Here is a 15,465-nt window from a genome sequence, read left to right on the forward strand (position 1 = left end):
GCGTCGGATCGGGCTCGGTCGGTGCGGATTCGGGCTCGGTCGGTGCGGATTTGGGCTCGCTCGGCGGAATCTCGGGCTCGGTCGGCGGAATCTCGGGCTCGGTCGGCGTCGGATCGGGCTCGGTCGGCGCGGTAGCGCGCTGAGAGCGTCGGGTGTACTTCAGCGGCGCACCGTCGTCGGGTGCCGGAGGAGGCGCACCTACTGACCCACCTGCTGCCGCTCTCGCTGTTCCCAGTGCCGCTTCGGTCGTTGGCGCACCCGGCAGCGGAACTTTCGCTGTTGGAACACCGGTGGCCGCTCGTGGCGTCGGTGAGCCGGCGGCCGCAGGGGGCCCGCCGGCTTCGAGGCGCTCAAGGCGCGCCAGCAGTGCGGCATCGTCGGCCGAAGTCTCCGGCAACAGGAGGCGCGCGCACATCACCTCGAGCAACAGCCGCGGCGACGTCGTCCCGCGCATCTCGCCGAGCGCGGTGTGCACCGTCTCGGCGGCTCGCGTCAGCATCGCCGAACCCAGCCCGTCGATTTGTGCACGCATCTTCGCGACCTGGTCGCCGGGCGCTTCGACCAGTCCACGCTCGGCCGCCTCGGGTACCGCCTGCAGCAGGATGAGGTCGCGCAGGCGCTCGAGGAGATCGACGGCGAACCGTCGCGGATCATGCCCGGCATTGACGACGTCCTCGACGGTGCCGAACAAGGCCGCACCATCGCCGGCGGCCAACGCGTCGACCGCATCGTCGATGAGCGCGACGTCGGTGACGCCGAGCAGCGACATCGCCTCGTCGTAGCTGACTCCGCCAGAACCTCCACCGGCAAGCAGCTGATCGAGGATCGAGAGCGAGTCGCGCGGCGACCCCCCACCGGCTCGGATGACCAGTGGGAACACCTCGGGTTCCACGGTGACGCCCTCGCGCGCGCAGATCCCTTCGAGTAACCCGCGCATAACCGGCGGTGCCAACAGTCGGAACGGGTAGTGGTGGGTGCGCGATCGGATCGTCGGCAGCACTTTCTCCGGCTCGGTCGTGGCGAAGACGAAGATCAGGTGCTCGGGCGGCTCCTCGACGATCTTGAGCAGCGCGTTGAAGCCCTGGTTGGTCACCATGTGCGCCTCATCGATGATGAACACCCGGTACCTCGACTGCGACGGCGCGTAGTGCGCCCGGTCGCGCAAATCGCGAGTGTCGTCGACACCGCCGTGACTGGCCGCGTCGAGTTCGATCACGTCGAGGTTGCCCGGACCCCCGGGCGCCAGCGCGACGCAGGAATCGCAGGTCCCGCACGGCGTCGACGTCGGGCCCTGCTCACAGTTCAACGACCGGGCCAGGATGCGCGCCGACGACGTCTTGCCGCAGCCGCGCGGACCGGAGAACAGGTACGCGTGGTTGATCCGCCCGGAATCAAGGGCTCGGCCCAGTGGTGCGGTGACGTGGTCCTGACCCACGACTTCGGCGAAGGTTGCCGGGCGATAAGTGCGATACAGAGCCACGCACAGAGCCTACCGGTGCGCTCGGACACCGGCAGCCGAGCCCGCTCTCATTCGGCCTGGACCTCGGCAGGTTTCGCCGGCGCCCGCAACCGCGCCCCGGCGATGAGCACAACCACGCACGTCACGACGAACACCCAGACGTACGGCTCCCACACAAACCAGTCCAGCCACCCCACCGAACCGTGCTTGAAAAACAGGCCGATCAGGTACGCATCGTCGCGCGTCTGGTTGAACTGCCATGTCGCGTAACCCAGGTACGTCCGCCACGAGAACGCCGCCAAGAACCCGCCGACGACCATGACTCCGACGACGATGCGCGAGGACGCCGACCGACCCGCGTCGGAAATCCAGTTGAGCGCGACGACCGCCAGCGGGACGAACCACACCCAATGGTGTCCCCAGGCCATCGGCGAAATGGCACACGACGTCATCCCCACCAGCGAGAGCGCGAGCAGTTCCTGTCCGGCTCGGTGCGCCACGACCGCGGCGCCGATCCCCAGGGTGAACCCCACCAGCACCAGCAGGATCCACAGCAGCCCGTTGGGCTCGTTGGTGTGGCCGAGATTGGCGAGCAGGCCGCGGATCGACTGGTTGCCCGGTGTCTGCGGGGTGCCGACGCGATCGGGGTCGCGCAGCTTCGAGGTCCAGTAGTCCCACGACGTGCTCGGCAGGATCGCGAACCCAAGCAGCACCGACCCCACGAACCCCGCCACGACTCCGACGGCCGCCCGAGTATTGCGGATCACCAGCAGATAGACCGCGAACAACATCGGCGTGAGCTTGATCCCCGCAGTCAGGCCGGTGGCGACGCCGCGCAGCCGCGCGCCGTCGGGGCGCAGGAGGTCGGCAAGCACGATCGCCATCAGGAAGACGTTGATCTGCCCGTACCAGATCGTGGTGCGCACCGGCTCCAGCAGCATCATCACCGTCACCAGCGCGACGGCGACGGCCCGCAGCGCCAGCGTCGGCGACCGACCCAGGCTGCGGAAGCTGATCATGATCGTGAAGTACAGCGCGACGAGGATCCCACCGATCCACACCACTCGCGCCACCGTCATCGACATCCACGCGAACGGGATGAATCCGAAGATCGAAAACGGCGTGTACGTGTAGTCCATCTGGCCGAGCAGCTTGGCGTCGTAGAGCTTGTCGCCGTCGAGCACAGTCTGCGCGCCGGCGCGGTAAACGTCGAGGTCGAGCTGGTTGTCGAAGAGTCCCCAGAACGGCTTGGAGTACGGCACGATCGCGTTCTGGATCCACAGGGCCAGCACCGCGACCACCACGGATCCGGCGACGATCGCCATCGTGCGCCCGCGTGACGCCGGAATGCTCACGGCTCCCACCGTGCCACGTCTGCGGTCACCGGCCCGCCGAATGCGTCAGACTTCTTCACCGAGCAGCGACTCGGTGGCCGCCAACAGGGCACACGTGGCGAATCCGTCCATTGCGACGGCCAGCTCGTCGAGCTCGGGGAAACTCGGTGCGATCCGGATGTTCTCGTCGTTGGGGTCGCGCTGGTACGGGAATGTCGCCCCCGCGGCGGTCAGCGCGATACCGGCGTCCTTGGCCAGTGCGACGGTGCGCGACGCGGTGCCGTCGAGGACGTCGACGCTGATGAAGTACCCGCCCTCCGGGCGCGTCCAGGACGCGATCTTCGACGAGGACAGTCGATCGTCGAGGATGTCGAGGACGAGCTGGAACTTCGGCGCGAGGATGTCGCGGTGACGGGCCATGTGGGTGCGCACCGCGTCGGCGTCGGGCAGCATGCGCAGGTGCCGCAGATGGTTGACCTTGTCGGGCCCGATCATCTTGACCGACAGGTGCTTGCGGAACCAGTCGAGGTTGGTTTTCGACGATCCGAGGAACGCGACGCCCGCACCGGCGAAAGTGATTTTCGACGTGGAGCCGAGCGCATACACACGGTCGGGGTGGCCGCACTCCTGTGCCAGTTCGACGATCCGCAGCGGCTCCGGCGGTGCCTCGACGAGCGTGTGCACGGCGTAGGCGTTGTCCCAGTAGATCCGGAAGTCGTCGGCGGCCGGCATCGTCAGCAGTGCGCGGGCGACCTCGTCGCTGACCGTCGCGCCGGTCGGGTTGGAGTAGGTCGGTACCAGCCACATCCCCTTGATCGACGGATCCCGTGCAACGAGTTCGGCGCACACGTCGACGTCCGGACCGTCGGGGCGCATCGGGACACCGATCATCTCGATGCCGTAGCTCTGGGTGATCGCGAAGTGGCGGTCGTAGCCGGGGACCGGACACAGGAACTTGATCGGACCCGCCGACCAGGGGCGCTGCGCACCGGGCGGGCCGTGCAGCAGGCCGAACACCGTCAGGTCGTGCATGAGGTCGAGGCTGGAGTTGCCCTCGGCGATCAGGTTCTGCGGCGCCACACCGAACAGCGGGGCGAACACCTCGCGCAGCGCCAGCAGACCGTCGAGGCCGCCGTAGTTGCGCGTGTCCGTGCCGTCGGGGGCGCGGTAGTCGTCGCCGGGCAGGTGGAGTAGCTCGTTGGACAGGTCGAGCTGCGCGGGCGACGGCTTGCCACGGGTGATGTCGAGGCTCAGCCCGGCGGCTTGGAGCTCGCGGTACCGGGTGCGGAGGTCGTCGCGGATGTCGCGAAGTTCGGCAGGGCTTCTCGAGTGATAATTCACGGCCGCGGCCTCTCGCACGGAGTCGGCAAAGTTAGAGGACCCCGCGCACCCGAGAGAGCCCGTTGACCCTTGCTGCCTTCCGGCCCTGGGGGAGTTCACAGGATGCACGCCGCGCGGGATCCGGCACCAAGTGTAAACGGTCGGGGAGCGTCCTTCGACCCGCAGGGTAGAACCTGCCGCTTTTTGGGTTTCCCCAGTGGTCACCGCTATCATCTGCAAGGCACTGGAGACATCTCCAGACCTGGAGGATTCGCCTAGTGGCCTATGGCGCTCGCCTGGAACGCGGGTTGGGTTAATAGCCCTCAGGGGTTCGAATCCCCTATCCTCCGCCATTGTGATGAGTCGCGACATGTGTCTCACATGAGTCGCGACATGTGTCACGTAAGAGACCCGGGCCATCGGCCCGGGTCTCTTTGCGCGGTCCACCTACGACAGCGTCGGCACCGGGTACTTCTGGATATTCGGATCTACCGTGATCAGCGTGGCGCCGCCGGCCATCGCCTGGGCGACGAGCATCCGGTCGAACGGATCCCGATGTATCCACGGAAGCTCCGCGAGGACCCGCGCATGGTCGGCGCCGAACGGTTCTATCTCGAGCCCAAGGTCGCCGGCGGTCTCGAAGAATCGCGGCCCGACGTCGAGCTTGCCGGTCGACACCTTGATGGCGATCTCGGTCAGAGAGACCACCGAGATCACTTTCCGCGCGCTCGTGTCGGCCAGTGCGCCCAGCACGCTCGGGGACAACCGCTCCGGTGCAGAGCGCATCCATAACAGGACGTGGGTGTCGAGTAGCACTGTCACGACTGCCGGGAGTCCTGTCCGTCGCCGTACCAGAGTGCGTCGTCATCGGCAGTCCACTCATCGAAGTCATCTGGCACGGTGAACTGCCCTGCTAGGTCGCCGAGCTTCGCAGGCGGAAAAGTCACTGGATCGATCGGACCCAGCCTCGCGACGGGCTTCCCGTTACGCGCGATGACGATGGTCTCCCCGGCCTCAGCGGCGGCGATCAACTTCGAGAACGACGCCTTCGCCTCAAAGATGTTCACGGTGGTCATAGCGCTAGTTTATCTATGTCTGGCCAGGTCTGGCCAGACCTATTTCGCAACCCCCATCGGATCACGCCCGCCAACCGACGCTCACCGGCGCAAGCTAAGGGATGCGAACACCTGGTCAGGGCCGATGCGGTACCTTCAGTTTTTCCAAGGCTTTTTCGAGAGGGTGCAAACCTATGCGCAAGACCGTTTCCGCGATTGCCGCCGCCGCAGCGGTGGCCGGCACGGCACTGACCGCCGCCCCGGCGCTGGCCGTCACGCCCCCGACCGTCAAGTTCGGCGTCTACCAGTACCGCCTGATCGGTGCAGCGACCCACCTGCCGCCCGGAACCAAGTCGTGCGGGTTCGACCGCAGCCAGGGCAACCCGGGTCCGATCATCGGCTCCATGGGAAACGACATGGTGACCGTCGGCAAGCGCAAGACCACCGGCGACTCGGTCTCCATCACGACCAAGCCGCTGCCGGCCGGCCGCTACCTCGTGCGCATGTCCTGCTTCGTCCCGAACCCCAAGACCGGCGAGCCCGAAATCGTCGCGGTCAACGAGAAGTGGCTGCGGATCACGTCCAAGGGCACCTACGCACCGGACAACCAGCACCACTGAGCCCGTAGGGGGGATTGCTATGGGTAAGGCCACGTCCGTCTTCGCCGCTGCCGCTGTGGCCCTCGGCACGATCGGAGCTGCCGCACTGGCCGCCCCCGCCGCCGCCGCGCCGCCGCCCATACCGCCGCCGGCATTCCCGATCCCGCCGACGAAGCCGGTGGTCAAGTTCTCCACCGAACAGTCGCGCCTGGTCGCGACGGTGAGCGGGCTGCCCCTCGGTGAGAAGTTCTGCCGCTTCGACGCCTACTTCGGTGATCCGACGTTCGGCTCGCTGGGCGTGCGATCCTGGCAGACGGTCTACCAGCGCTACGAACTGTTCACCTCGTTCAAGATCCGCTCGGTCCCCAAGCCTGCCGGCACCTATCCGGTCCGCATCACCTGCCTCCAGCAAGAGGACACCGTGCTGAACCGCGGCGGCGAGATCCGCATCCCCTGACGACTGTCACAACGGCTACCGCTCCCAACGACAGCTACCGTTGCAACCGTAGCCTCTGTGGGGACCGGTAGCTGTTGTGGCGCTGACCACGATTGTTTTGACTTCTCCAGCCATCTAGTTAGGCTTACCTAATTATGGCTACCGTAGAGGCCCGCGGCCTGCACAAATCATTCGGTGACGTCAACGCGCTGCGCGGTGTCAGCCTGTCCGTAGAGGAGGGCGAGATCCTCGGGGTACTCGGCCCCAACGGCGCCGGCAAGACGACGACGATCAACATCCTCACGACGCTGCTGCGCCCCGACTCCGGCACGGTGCGCGTCGCCGGGATCGACGTCCTCGCCGACCCCGCCGCGGTCCGCCCGCTCATCGGCCTCACCGGTCAGTTCGCCGCACTCGACGATGCGCTGACCGCGCGCGAGAACCTGATCCTGTTTGGCCGCCTGTTCAAACTCGGCAAGGCCGCGGCGACAGCGCGCGCCGCCGAACTCCTCGACGAATTCGACCTCACCGATGCCGCCGACCGCCGCACCGCGACCTTTTCCGGCGGCATGCGCCGGCGCCTGGACCTCGCGGCGTCGATGATCGGCAAGCCGCGGGTGCTGTTCCTCGACGAGCCCACGACGGGCCTCGACCCGCGCAGCCGCGCCATGCTGTGGGACGTCGTGCGACACCTGCGCGACGAAGGGATCACCGTCTTCCTCACCACCCAGTACCTCGAAGAGGCAGACCAACTCGCCGACCGCATCGTCGTCATCGACCACGGCACCGTCATCGCCGAAGGGACGCCCGACGAGCTCAAGGCGCGCATCGGCGGTGCGGTCTGCCATCTCACCGTCGACGACGAGCAGCGCGCACGTGCGGCGGCCGTCCTGGGCGTCCGGTGGCCGGTCGCTGAGAACGACGGTGAGCTCACCGTGCCCAGCGATGGACCGGCGACCCTTTTCGCGGTCGTTCGTGTCCTCGACGAGAACGGGATCGTCCCCGACGACATCGGCCTGCGCAACCCGACCCTCGACGACGTGTTCCTGGCTCTCACCGGCGAGCCCACCGACGCCGACGCCGAGGCGAACGCATGACGACCGTCGTCGACTCGCCCGCACCGCAAACAGCAGCGCGACCATCGGCCGTCACCGACACGCTGCTGCTTGCCAAGCGCAGCATCGTGCTGATGTCGCGGCGCCCCATCTCGATCATCGGCGCGGTCGTGATGCCGGTGATGTTCGCGACCCTGTTCTTCACGATCTTCGGCCGCGTCATGGAGCGCGCCGGCATGGACTTCGCGCAGTACCTGCTGCCCGCGATCATCATGCAGGCGGTGTTCTTCTCGGCGATGTCGGGCTCGGTGTGGGCCGCCGAGGATGCCTCGTCGGGCATGTCGTCGCGCCTGCGGGCGATGCCCATCGCCCGGTCGGCGCCGGTGATCGCACTGCTCGCCGGGGAGACCGTTCGCGGACTATTCGGCTCGGCGATCCTCATCGCGATCGGCTACGCCGTCGGGTTCCGCCTGGAGACCGGCGTGTTCGGCGCACTGGCCCTGATCGGGATCATCGTCGTGGCATCGGTGGCGATCGTCCTGCCATACCTGGTACTCGGCTACGCCCTCGCCGACCCCGAGGCCACCCAGGCGATCGGCGGGGTCATCTACTTCCCCTTGTTGTTGGTGTCGACCCTGTTCGTCCCGAAGCGGGCCTACCCGGGTTGGTTGCAGCCGATCGTGCAGAACCAGCCGCTGTCCCGGGTCACCGAGGCGATGCGCGCGGTGTCCACTGACGCCGCCACCGTCGCGACCAACGCCGGTCAGCCCGTCAACACGACTCACGCGGTGCTCATCGCGCTCGCGTGGTGCGCGGGTTCGGTGGTCATCTTCGGAGCACTGGCTCCCCGCGTGTTCGGGAGGACGGCATGAGCGACATCGCGGTGATGACCCGACGCGGCCTGGTCTTGATGGCGCGCTCGCCCATGACGGTTGCGTCGGCGGCGGCCATGCCGACGATCCTGCTCCTGCTGATGTCGGTCTCTTTCGGCAAGATGATCATGCCGCTGGCCAGTCTCGCCGAATACGTGCAGTACGCCGCGCCCGTGTTCGCGACGATGGGCGTGCTCTTCGGCTCACTGTCGACGGCGATGGCCGCCCACCAGGACCGCGTATCCGGGTTCGACGACCGACTGCGCACGTTGCCGATCTCGCCGGTCGCACCGCTGGCCGGGCGCATCGTCGCCGACATCGCGCGCAATGCGCTGACGGTCGCGGTGATCACCGTTGTCGCGGTCGCGATGGGCTTCCGGTTCCAGAACGGGCTACTCGGTGCGGTGGTCTACTTCGCCGTGCCGCTGGCCGTCGGGTTCGGTGTCGCGTGGTTCATGGTGACGGTCGCGATGTCGGCGGACTCGGCCGAGAGCGCCGTCGGCTCGCTGAACGCCGTGCTGCTGCTGTTGACGTTCTTCTCCACCGGCTTCGTCAAGCTCGACGATCTGCCGGGCTGGGCCCAACCGATCGCCTCGGCGAACCCGGTGTCCCACATCGCCGCGGCCATGCGCAGCGCGACGACGGCCGGCGAGCCGGTGTTCGGGTTCGACGCCTGGGTCAGCGTGGCCTGGGCGGTCGGGCTGACGGTCGTGTTCGGTTTTCTGGCGACGAAGGCCTACAGCCGCAGCCGTTGACCCGCAATGCGCTTGAATGGGACCCGTGACCCAACCGATCCCGCCGCAGCAGCCCGCTACCCCGCCCGGCTCCTATCCACCACCGGGGGCGTACCCGCCGCCGTACCCGGCGGCGCCGAAGAAGTCGTATGTCGGGCTGATCATCGGGATCCTCGCGGCCTTCTTCGTACTCCTGGCCGGCGTGGGCGTCGGCGGCTACTTCGTCTACCGCGCGGTCGGCGACGACCATTGCGGCACTGTCGCTGACGCAGCGGCGAGCACTGTGACGTCGGCGATGAGTTTCGATTCGGGCACCACCAAGGAGTCCTACCTCGCTCGAAACCGCGACCGGTGGACACCCTTCGGGTTCACCAGACTCCAGCAGCTCGCCGGCACCATCGAGCAGCTTCAAAAAATGAGCCCGACGGCGGTCAACGTCCGCGTAGTGAACCAGTCGGTCAAGGAGTGCCAAGACGGACGGGCAAAGGTCCTCCTCGTCTTGCATAGTTCAGCCAAGGGCGCGGGGTCGTACAACACGACCACGACCACGACAGCCACCATGCAATGGGTCGACGGCAAGTGGCTGGCCACCGATCTGAATGTCGTGAGCTAGAACCCGCGCACGTTCAGCGGCCGGTCAGGCGCAGGTCCAGCGGTGACGCCGGCCCGGTCGAGAGCAGCGCGAGGACCTGCGGGGAAATCCCCGGCCGGAACGTGACGGCCGCGCCCGTCTTGCCGTCGGGGGTCGCCCCGCGCAGGTCGACGTCGGCGATGTCGACGCGACGCGTGGCGTCGGTCCCGTTCATGTTGGTCGTCGAGGTCGCCATACTGAGCACGCCCTGCCCGCCACGGACGACGAGGATCGGGTCGACGAGGGCGACCTCGTACAGGTGGAACCGCGTCGACGCGACGACGGTCCCGCGGAACCGCAGCGTACCGTTGCCGCCGACCAGTGCACCGTCGACCAGCTCGAACGACATGCGTCCAGCCTTGTCGACCTCGGCGCCCTTACTGCCGGTGACGCTGCCCTGGGTCGTGCCGGAGACGGTCCGGTAGAACGACGGCGAGTAGGCCCACAGGAGGTTGTGGGCGGGCGGTTTCGGCGTGTTCGGGCCGGGCGCGGTGCTGTAGTGGACTCCGACGGCCAACTCCTGCGATGCGTTGTCGGCGCCCGCGGCACCGTAGGTGTACACGCCCCACCGGGCGCCGGCCGGGATCGTCTTGGGCGTCGACAGTTTGAGCTTCGCGGTGAACGTGCCGTTCGGGTGCAGCGGCACCCACTGCTGGTAGATGGTGCGGCGGAAGTCGAAGGGTGCGGTCGGCACACGGTCCAGGGCAGTGCGCGCCATGGCCCACTGCACACCGCTGCGCGCGGTGGCACGCGACGACTCGGGCGCACCTGCCGACGGACGCCAGTGCGGCGCGAAAGCACCGAAGGCGATGAACACCCCGTGCGGCACTCCCGGCGGGACGGGTACCGGGAAACCCGACGTGTTTGCGGCTGGGTCGAAGCCGCTGCCCTTGACCACCAGCGTGTCACCGGGGTGCAGCGTCGTCGCACCGGCCGGGGTCACGCCGTCGGCGAGGTAGACGTTGATCGCGGGCCGCCACGGTGCCGCGACGGCGGTCGGGGCGGCCGCCGGGGCCAGCGCCCCCGCAGCGGCAACGGTGGCAACGAGAACACCGAGGAGTCGTCTCATGTAGGGCAGCCTAACTCCGGTCGTGTTGACCGCCCAGAGCCGGGGACCCGATGGGTCCATTGGTCCCGCGGTGGCCCCCTCCGGTCCCCCTCTGGGACTCAGTACGCCGACGCGACGCCGGTGGGCACGATCCCGTGGTGGAGCTGCGCCACATCGGGATGCGCACGGACCCGTGACTTCCAGGCATTCTCCCCATAGGTGGCGAAGATCGGGTTGCCCGGATCGAGTTCGACCCCCGGACCGCTGGCGGCGACGTCGAACACCGGGATCTGGGCGTCCAGTCCGGGGTTGTAGAAGAACGGCACCGAAACCCGGTCCTTGCCGGGCGGCGGGCTCTGCACACGGTGTCGCGTCGCGCGCAGCACACCGCCGGTGGCCACCTCGAGGAGTTCGCCGATGTTGACGATGAACGTGTATGGGATGGGTGGGGCGTCGATCCATTCACCCCGCTGGGCCTCCACCTGCAGGCCGTCGGAACCGGGCTCGGCCAACAGCAGCGTCAGCACACCCGAGTCCTTGTGCGCCCCCACGCCCTGGGATAGGTCGTCGGTGCCCGGATAGCGCACCAACTTGGTCAACGTCGCCGGCTCTGCGAACGCCTCGTCGAAGATGTCGGGCCGCGCCCCGAGCGCGACGGCCCACTGCTGTAGGAGTCGGCGGCCGACGTTGCTGACCGTCTCGGTCCAGGCAGTGAAGATGTCTCGGAACTCCGGCGGCGACGACGGCCAGAGGTTGGGCCCCTGGAGATTCCAAAAACCTTCGGCGTCGTCGATGGGCTCACGGTCGGGGCCCAGGTCGATCTGCTCGCGCCAGTCGGTCTGCCCATTGGTGAGTTCACCGCCGATGCGCGTGTAGCCGCGAAACTGCGGGCTCTTCAGCTGGCTGACCTCGTCCTTGACCTGGGCCGGTTGCGCGAAGAAGCTGCGCGCAGTCGCCAGCACCCGGTCGAACTCGTCGTCGACGATGCCGTGCCCGGTCAGGTAGAAGAAGCCGACGTTGCTGCTGGCGTCCAGCAGCTCGGCTTGGAAGCGCTGCGGGTCGGAGTCGGCGAGGGACAAATCGAGAACCGGGAGTGACGCATGAACCACCCCCACATTGTGGACCGGCCCCGCAGTCATCCTCAACAATGTGCGCACGGCGACCCGATATCCTCCGACCATGGTCTCCCGGTCACCGTCGGTCATCCTCAACGACTCGCACACCATGCCCCAACTGGGCCTGGGCGTCTGGCAGGCCGACGACGAGGAGACCGAGGAGATCGTCCGATTCGCCCTCGACGACGCGGGTTACCGCAGCATCGACACTGCCACCGACTACGGCAATGAAGCCGGGGTGGGTCGCGGCCTGGCCGCCAGCGGCGTCGACCGCGACGACGTCTTCATCACGACCAAGCTGTGGAACGCCGAGCATGGTCGCGTGAACACGCTTGCCGCCGTCGACACGAGCCTCTCGCTGTTGGGCCTGGACCATCTCGACCTCTATCTGATCCATTGGCCGCTCGTCGGCCACGAGGAACGGCTGGTTGAAACGTGGGCGACGATGATCGAGATCCAGGGCGCCGGCAAGGCGCGCTCGATCGGTGTCAGCAACTTCGAGCCGCACCACCTCGATCTGCTCGCCGCGCACACCGACGTGGTTCCCGCGGTCAACCAGGTCGAACTCCACCCGTTGTTGCAGCAGCGCGAGCTGCGCAGTTATTGCGCTGAGCGCGGGATCACCGTCGAAGCGTGGAGCCCCCTCGGCGGCAGCGGTAGAGGCTGGGGCGGCGAACCACACACCAACCAGCTATTGGGCAATCCAACCCTGGCCGTGATCGCCGAGAAGCACGGGAAGTCCATCGCTCAGGTCATCATCCGGTGGCATCTGCAGAGCGGTATCGTCGTCATCCCGAAGTCCTCGCGCACCGCCCGCGTCGCGCAGAACGCCGAGGTCTTCGACTTCGCACTCGACGACGAGGACATGGCCGTCATCAACGGCCTCGACGCGGGGCGGCGCTTCGGCGCCCACCCCGACGAGCTGAACTTCGGCGCACCGGCGTCGTAGCCACCGATGGCGGGCCGCGCTCAAGCGCGCCGCATTGCCTTGTCCGACAGCCAGTTCCCGAAGAACTGTGCCGCCTGTACGAGGACGATGATCGCCGCCACCGCGATCCAGGTGACCCACCAATTGAACCGCTGGTAGCCGTACTGGATGGCGAAGTTACCCAGACCGCCGCCGCCGATCGACCCGGCCACCGCGGTCATGTCCACCACAGTGATGAAGATGAAGGTGTAGCCCAGGATCAACGGGCCCAGTGCCTCAGGCAGCAGCACCCGGAAGATGATGCGCAGCGGGCTGGCACCCAGAGCGACGGCCGCCTCCACCACCCCCGGGTCCGTGGACACCAAGTTCTGCTCGACGATTCGCGAGATACCGAACGTCGCCGCGATCACCAGTGCGAAGATCGCCGCACCGGTACCGATCGTGGTGCCGACGACCTTCACCGTCAACGGTCCAATCGCGACGATGAAGATGATGAACGGGATCGGCCGGACGAAGTTCACGATGACGTTGAGGATCTGGTAGACCCACACGTTCTCCAGGATTCCGCCGCGGCGCGTGGTGTACAGCGCGATGCCCAGGGCCAATCCCAGGATTCCGCCGACGACCAGCGTCGCGACCACCATCTGCAGCGTCTGCCAGAGCGACTCCCAGAAAATCGGTCCGAGGGTGTCCCAATCGATGTTCATGACGCCACCCCTTCCGATCCCAGCACCTCGGCTTCGGGGGTGGATTCCCGCAAACGGGCGATCGCCGCGGCGACCGCCTCGTCGGAGCCCTTGAGTAGCAACGTGATGTTGCCGACGGACCGCCCCTGCAGGGCCGAGATACCGCCGTAGACGAACTCGAATCCAAGGTCGGTGCTGCGCGTGACGTCGGCGAGGATGTCGCCGACGGCGGTGTGCTCACCGATGGGCACCGAGATGAACGTGCCGCTGGTGTAGCGGGCGGTCAGGGTCGCCGTTTCGGCCGCGTTGGGCCGCCCGTGCAGGGAGTCTTCGACGATGCTCTTGGTCAACCGTGCCTGCGGGTGGGCGAAGACGTCGTAAACATCGCCCTCCTCCACGAGGCGCCCCTTGTCCAGGACGGCGACCCGGGTCGCGAGTTTGCGGACGACGTCCATCTCGTGGGTGATGACGACGACGGTGATGCCGAACTCGTCGTTGACCCGTTTCAGCAGTGTCAGGACATCGTTAGTGGTCTGCGGGTCCAAGGCTGACGTCGCCTCGTCGGCGAGGAGCACCGACGGATTGGCGGCCAGCGCGCGGGCGATGCCGACGCGCTGCTTCTGCCCGCCCGACAGCTGGGTGGGGTACTCCCAGGCTTTGTCGGCGAGGCCGACGAAGTGTAGAAGTTCGGCGATCCGGTTGCGGCGCTGCGCCTTTGGGTACCCGGCGACCTCCAGGGCGAAGTCCACGTTGGCGTAGACGGTCCGCGAGTTCAGCAGGTTGAACTGTTGGAAGACCATCGAGACGCGGGTGCGCAGGCTGCGGATCGCCTTGCCGCGCAGCGTGCCCAGGTCGACACCCTCCACGAAGACCTGTCCGGAGGTGGGGCGTTCCAGGGCGTTGATCAGTCGCACCGCGGTGCTCTTACCCGCCCCCGATCCGCCGATGATGGCGAAGATCTCGCCGCGGTCGATGGTCAGGTTGATGTCCGAGAGGGCGTCGAAGACCTCCTTGGACCCCTTGACCGGGTAGGACTTGGTGACGTGCCGCAGTTCGATGATCGGTTCGGTGGTTGCGTCGGAGCTCACCTCGGTGCTCGCGTCGGTCATCGCAGCTCGTCCTCGAGTCGATTGAGGATCGTCGCCAATTCGTCGGCGGGCCGCGTGACGATCACCGCTGTGTCCTTCGACTGGGAAATGAGGGCGGCGGTCACCTCGGGGGCGTGAAAGGCCTCGACGACCTTCTGAAATTCCGGCTTCCCCTTGTCGGCCGACCGCGACACGATGATGTTGATGTAGGGCTCGGCGGCGCGGCTGTTCGGGTCGTCCTGGTAAATCGCCGTCTTGGGATCCAGGCCGGCGTCCTGGGCGAAGTTGTTGTTGATCACCGCAGCGTCCACCGAGGGCAGGGACGTCACCGTCTGCTGCGCGGCCACCGGCACCACCCGCACCCGCGAGCTCGGCAACACGTCGGCGGGCGTCGACTTGATTGTGCCGCCGCCCCGCAGTTCGACGAGCTTGGCCGACTGCAGCACCAGCAGGGCACGCGCCTGGTTCGTCGCGTCGTTGGGAATCGCGACCTGCCCGCCGACGGGGATCGCCTCGATCGAGGTGACCTTCTTGGAGTACACCGCCAACGGGACGATATAGGTGGAGCCCACCGGGGTGAGGTCGCTGTTGGTGGACGTGTTGTAGTCGGCCAGGAACTGTAGGTGTTGGAACAGGTTGAGATCGACCTGTCGCTGCGCCAGCGCCGGGTTGACCTGGTTGCCGTCGGCAAAGCTCACCGTCTTGATGGTGACGCCCTTGTCCTTGGCCTTGCGCACGAAGATCGGCCAGTAGTCCTGAGTTGCCTCGGTGGTGGCGATGGAGACCTCGGAACCGTCGTCGTCGCGGAACAGTCCCGACGAGCCGAAGAAGGTGAATACCGCACCGATCAGCAGTGCGACAGCGACCGCGCCGCCGGCGAAGAGCAGACTCCGATCACGTTTGGGCTTGGGCGGCAGCCAATACTGATCGGTCGGGTCGCCCGGAATTGCAGGATCGCCCGAAGCCGTGTTCTTGTCTTCGGTCACGTCATGATCATCGGCGATCGGGGGTCGATACGCCGGACAAATCCCCCCACACCACGCGCATTGCCTGTTCTGGGCTTTTCCTCAGCGTGAACCAAAAGGGGCGTGCTGGCGTGTCGCTG

17 protein-coding genes, 1 tRNA gene and 1 other RNA gene are annotated in these 15,465 nt (G+C 67.1%); 8 read left to right on the forward strand and 11 right to left on the reverse strand.

Translation table 11 applies throughout. The features are described from left to right. From B4L26_RS08030 to ffs, 4 genes are all read right to left on the reverse strand, one after another. On the reverse strand, positions 1-1,480 hold a 1,480-nt coding region (locus tag B4L26_RS08030), incomplete at its 3' end, for a DNA polymerase III subunit gamma and tau (RefSeq protein WP_290717791.1). A 47-nt stretch (positions 1,481-1,527) separates the two neighbouring features. Then, positions 1,528-2,784 carry a glycosyltransferase 87 family protein gene (locus B4L26_RS08035; RefSeq protein ID WP_290717875.1) on the reverse strand — a complete coding sequence of 419 codons (1,257 nt, stop codon included), beginning with the start codon at positions 2,782-2,784 and terminating at the stop codon, positions 1,528-1,530. 75 nt (positions 2,785-2,859) lie between these two features. Continuing rightward, complete coding sequence (locus tag B4L26_RS08040; RefSeq protein WP_290717794.1) at positions 2,860-4,134, reverse strand: aminotransferase class I/II-fold pyridoxal phosphate-dependent enzyme; 1,275 nt, start codon at positions 4,132-4,134, stop codon at positions 2,860-2,862. A 29-nt stretch (positions 4,135-4,163) separates the two neighbouring features. Continuing rightward, positions 4,164-4,260: signal recognition particle sRNA small type (gene ffs, locus B4L26_RS08045), an RNA gene on the reverse strand. A gap of 117 nt (positions 4,261-4,377) precedes the next feature. Between ffs and B4L26_RS08050 the strand changes: the two genes are divergently transcribed. After that, a tRNA-Ser gene (locus tag B4L26_RS08050) sits at positions 4,378-4,466 on the forward strand. A gap of 94 nt (positions 4,467-4,560) precedes the next feature. On the opposite strand, the gene B4L26_RS08055 is transcribed toward B4L26_RS08050, so the two are convergent. Continuing rightward, positions 4,561-4,935, reverse strand: a complete 375-nt coding sequence (locus tag B4L26_RS08055; protein ID WP_324548234.1) for a type II toxin-antitoxin system VapC family toxin — start codon at positions 4,933-4,935, stop codon at positions 4,561-4,563. Then, complete coding sequence (locus B4L26_RS08060; protein WP_290717796.1) at positions 4,932-5,189, reverse strand: type II toxin-antitoxin system Phd/YefM family antitoxin; 258 nt, start codon at positions 5,187-5,189, stop codon at positions 4,932-4,934. Before B4L26_RS08060 ends, B4L26_RS08055 begins: the two co-directional genes overlap by 4 nt. Positions 5,190-5,362: 173 nt before the next feature. Here B4L26_RS08060 and B4L26_RS08065 point away from each other — a divergent pair, with 173 nt between their 5' ends. The 6 genes from B4L26_RS08065 (at position 5,363) to B4L26_RS08090 (ending at position 9,477) form a co-directional block, all read left to right on the forward strand. Beyond that, positions 5,363-5,788, forward strand: coding sequence for a hypothetical protein (locus B4L26_RS08065; protein WP_290717798.1), 426 nt, complete (start codon positions 5,363-5,365; stop codon positions 5,786-5,788). 19 nt (positions 5,789-5,807) lie between these two features. Then, positions 5,808-6,224 (forward strand): hypothetical protein, encoded by a 417-nt coding sequence (locus tag B4L26_RS08070; RefSeq protein WP_290717800.1) that lies wholly within the window; start codon positions 5,808-5,810, stop codon positions 6,222-6,224. Between the two features lie 134 nt (positions 6,225-6,358). Then, positions 6,359-7,300, forward strand: a complete 942-nt coding sequence (locus B4L26_RS08075) for an ATP-binding cassette domain-containing protein (protein WP_290717803.1) — start codon at positions 6,359-6,361, stop codon at positions 7,298-7,300. Next, positions 7,297-8,130: an ABC transporter permease gene (locus B4L26_RS08080; protein WP_290717805.1), complete on the forward strand. Its 834-nt coding sequence runs from the start codon at positions 7,297-7,299 to the stop codon at positions 8,128-8,130. The genes B4L26_RS08075 and B4L26_RS08080 overlap by 4 nt, the downstream gene beginning before the upstream one ends. Then, complete coding sequence (locus tag B4L26_RS08085) at positions 8,127-8,885, forward strand: ABC transporter permease (protein ID WP_290717807.1); 759 nt, start codon at positions 8,127-8,129, stop codon at positions 8,883-8,885. Before B4L26_RS08080 ends, B4L26_RS08085 begins: the two co-directional genes overlap by 4 nt. Before the next feature lie 25 nt (positions 8,886-8,910). Then, on the forward strand, positions 8,911-9,477 hold the full coding sequence (locus B4L26_RS08090; protein ID WP_290717808.1) for a hypothetical protein: 567 nt from the start codon (positions 8,911-8,913) through the stop codon (positions 9,475-9,477). A 13-nt stretch (positions 9,478-9,490) separates the two neighbouring features. Here B4L26_RS08090 and B4L26_RS08095 read toward each other — a convergent pair whose 3' ends face one another. Further along, a complete protein-coding gene (locus B4L26_RS08095; protein ID WP_290717810.1) occupies positions 9,491-10,564 on the reverse strand; it encodes an HtaA domain-containing protein in 1,074 nt (357 codons plus the stop codon). Between the two features lie 98 nt (positions 10,565-10,662). Continuing rightward, positions 10,663-11,682: an isopenicillin N synthase family dioxygenase gene (locus B4L26_RS08100; RefSeq protein ID WP_290717812.1), complete on the reverse strand. Its 1,020-nt coding sequence runs from the start codon at positions 11,680-11,682 to the stop codon at positions 10,663-10,665. Between the two features lie 40 nt (positions 11,683-11,722). Here B4L26_RS08100 and B4L26_RS08105 point away from each other — a divergent pair, with 40 nt between their 5' ends. Beyond that, positions 11,723-12,607: an aldo/keto reductase gene (locus B4L26_RS08105; protein WP_290717814.1), complete on the forward strand. Its 885-nt coding sequence runs from the start codon at positions 11,723-11,725 to the stop codon at positions 12,605-12,607. Between the two features lie 20 nt (positions 12,608-12,627). Here B4L26_RS08105 and B4L26_RS08110 read toward each other — a convergent pair whose 3' ends face one another. The 3 genes from B4L26_RS08110 to B4L26_RS08120 are packed head-to-tail and all read right to left on the reverse strand — an operon-like array spanning position 12,628 to position 15,346. Further along, positions 12,628-13,293 carry a methionine ABC transporter permease gene (locus B4L26_RS08110; protein WP_290717816.1) on the reverse strand — a complete coding sequence of 222 codons (666 nt, stop codon included), beginning with the start codon at positions 13,291-13,293 and terminating at the stop codon, positions 12,628-12,630. Further along, on the reverse strand, positions 13,290-14,381 hold the full coding sequence (locus B4L26_RS08115; RefSeq protein WP_290717818.1) for a methionine ABC transporter ATP-binding protein: 1,092 nt from the start codon (positions 14,379-14,381) through the stop codon (positions 13,290-13,292). The genes B4L26_RS08110 and B4L26_RS08115 overlap by 4 nt, the downstream gene beginning before the upstream one ends. Beyond that, positions 14,378-15,346, reverse strand: a complete 969-nt coding sequence (locus tag B4L26_RS08120) for a MetQ/NlpA family ABC transporter substrate-binding protein (protein ID WP_290717820.1) — start codon at positions 15,344-15,346, stop codon at positions 14,378-14,380. Before B4L26_RS08120 ends, B4L26_RS08115 begins: the two co-directional genes overlap by 4 nt. Positions 15,347-15,465 lie beyond the last annotated feature (119 nt).

Origin of the sequence: Gordonia sp. UBA7599, from assembly GCA_002477755.1 — a bacterium.
Classification (GTDB): domain Bacteria; phylum Actinomycetota; class Actinomycetes; order Mycobacteriales; family Mycobacteriaceae; genus Gordonia.

Coding starts and splice junctions, on each gene's coding strand:
- B4L26_RS08035 (WP_290717875.1), bottom strand. CDS start 2,784: ATGGCGATCGTCGCCGGATCCGTGGTGGTCGCGGTGCTGGCCCTGTGG.
- B4L26_RS08060 (WP_290717796.1), bottom strand. CDS start 5,189: ATGACCACCGTGAACATCTTTGAGGCGAAGGCGTCGTTCTCGAAGTTG.
- B4L26_RS08065 (WP_290717798.1), top strand. CDS start 5,363: ATGCGCAAGACCGTTTCCGCGATTGCCGCCGCCGCAGCGGTGGCCGGC.
- B4L26_RS08070 (WP_290717800.1), top strand. CDS start 5,808: ATGGGTAAGGCCACGTCCGTCTTCGCCGCTGCCGCTGTGGCCCTCGGC.
- B4L26_RS08075 (WP_290717803.1), top strand. CDS start 6,359: ATGGCTACCGTAGAGGCCCGCGGCCTGCACAAATCATTCGGTGACGTC.
- B4L26_RS08080 (WP_290717805.1), top strand. CDS start 7,297: ATGACGACCGTCGTCGACTCGCCCGCACCGCAAACAGCAGCGCGACCA.
- B4L26_RS08085 (WP_290717807.1), top strand. CDS start 8,127: ATGAGCGACATCGCGGTGATGACCCGACGCGGCCTGGTCTTGATGGCG.
- B4L26_RS08095 (WP_290717810.1), bottom strand. CDS start 10,564: ATGAGACGACTCCTCGGTGTTCTCGTTGCCACCGTTGCCGCTGCGGGG.
- B4L26_RS08100 (WP_290717812.1), bottom strand. CDS start 11,682: ATGACTGCGGGGCCGGTCCACAATGTGGGGGTGGTTCATGCGTCACTC.
- B4L26_RS08105 (WP_290717814.1), top strand. CDS start 11,723: ATGGTCTCCCGGTCACCGTCGGTCATCCTCAACGACTCGCACACCATG.
- B4L26_RS08110 (WP_290717816.1), bottom strand. CDS start 13,293: ATGAACATCGATTGGGACACCCTCGGACCGATTTTCTGGGAGTCGCTC.
- B4L26_RS08115 (WP_290717818.1), bottom strand. CDS start 14,381: ATGACCGACGCGAGCACCGAGGTGAGCTCCGACGCAACCACCGAACCG.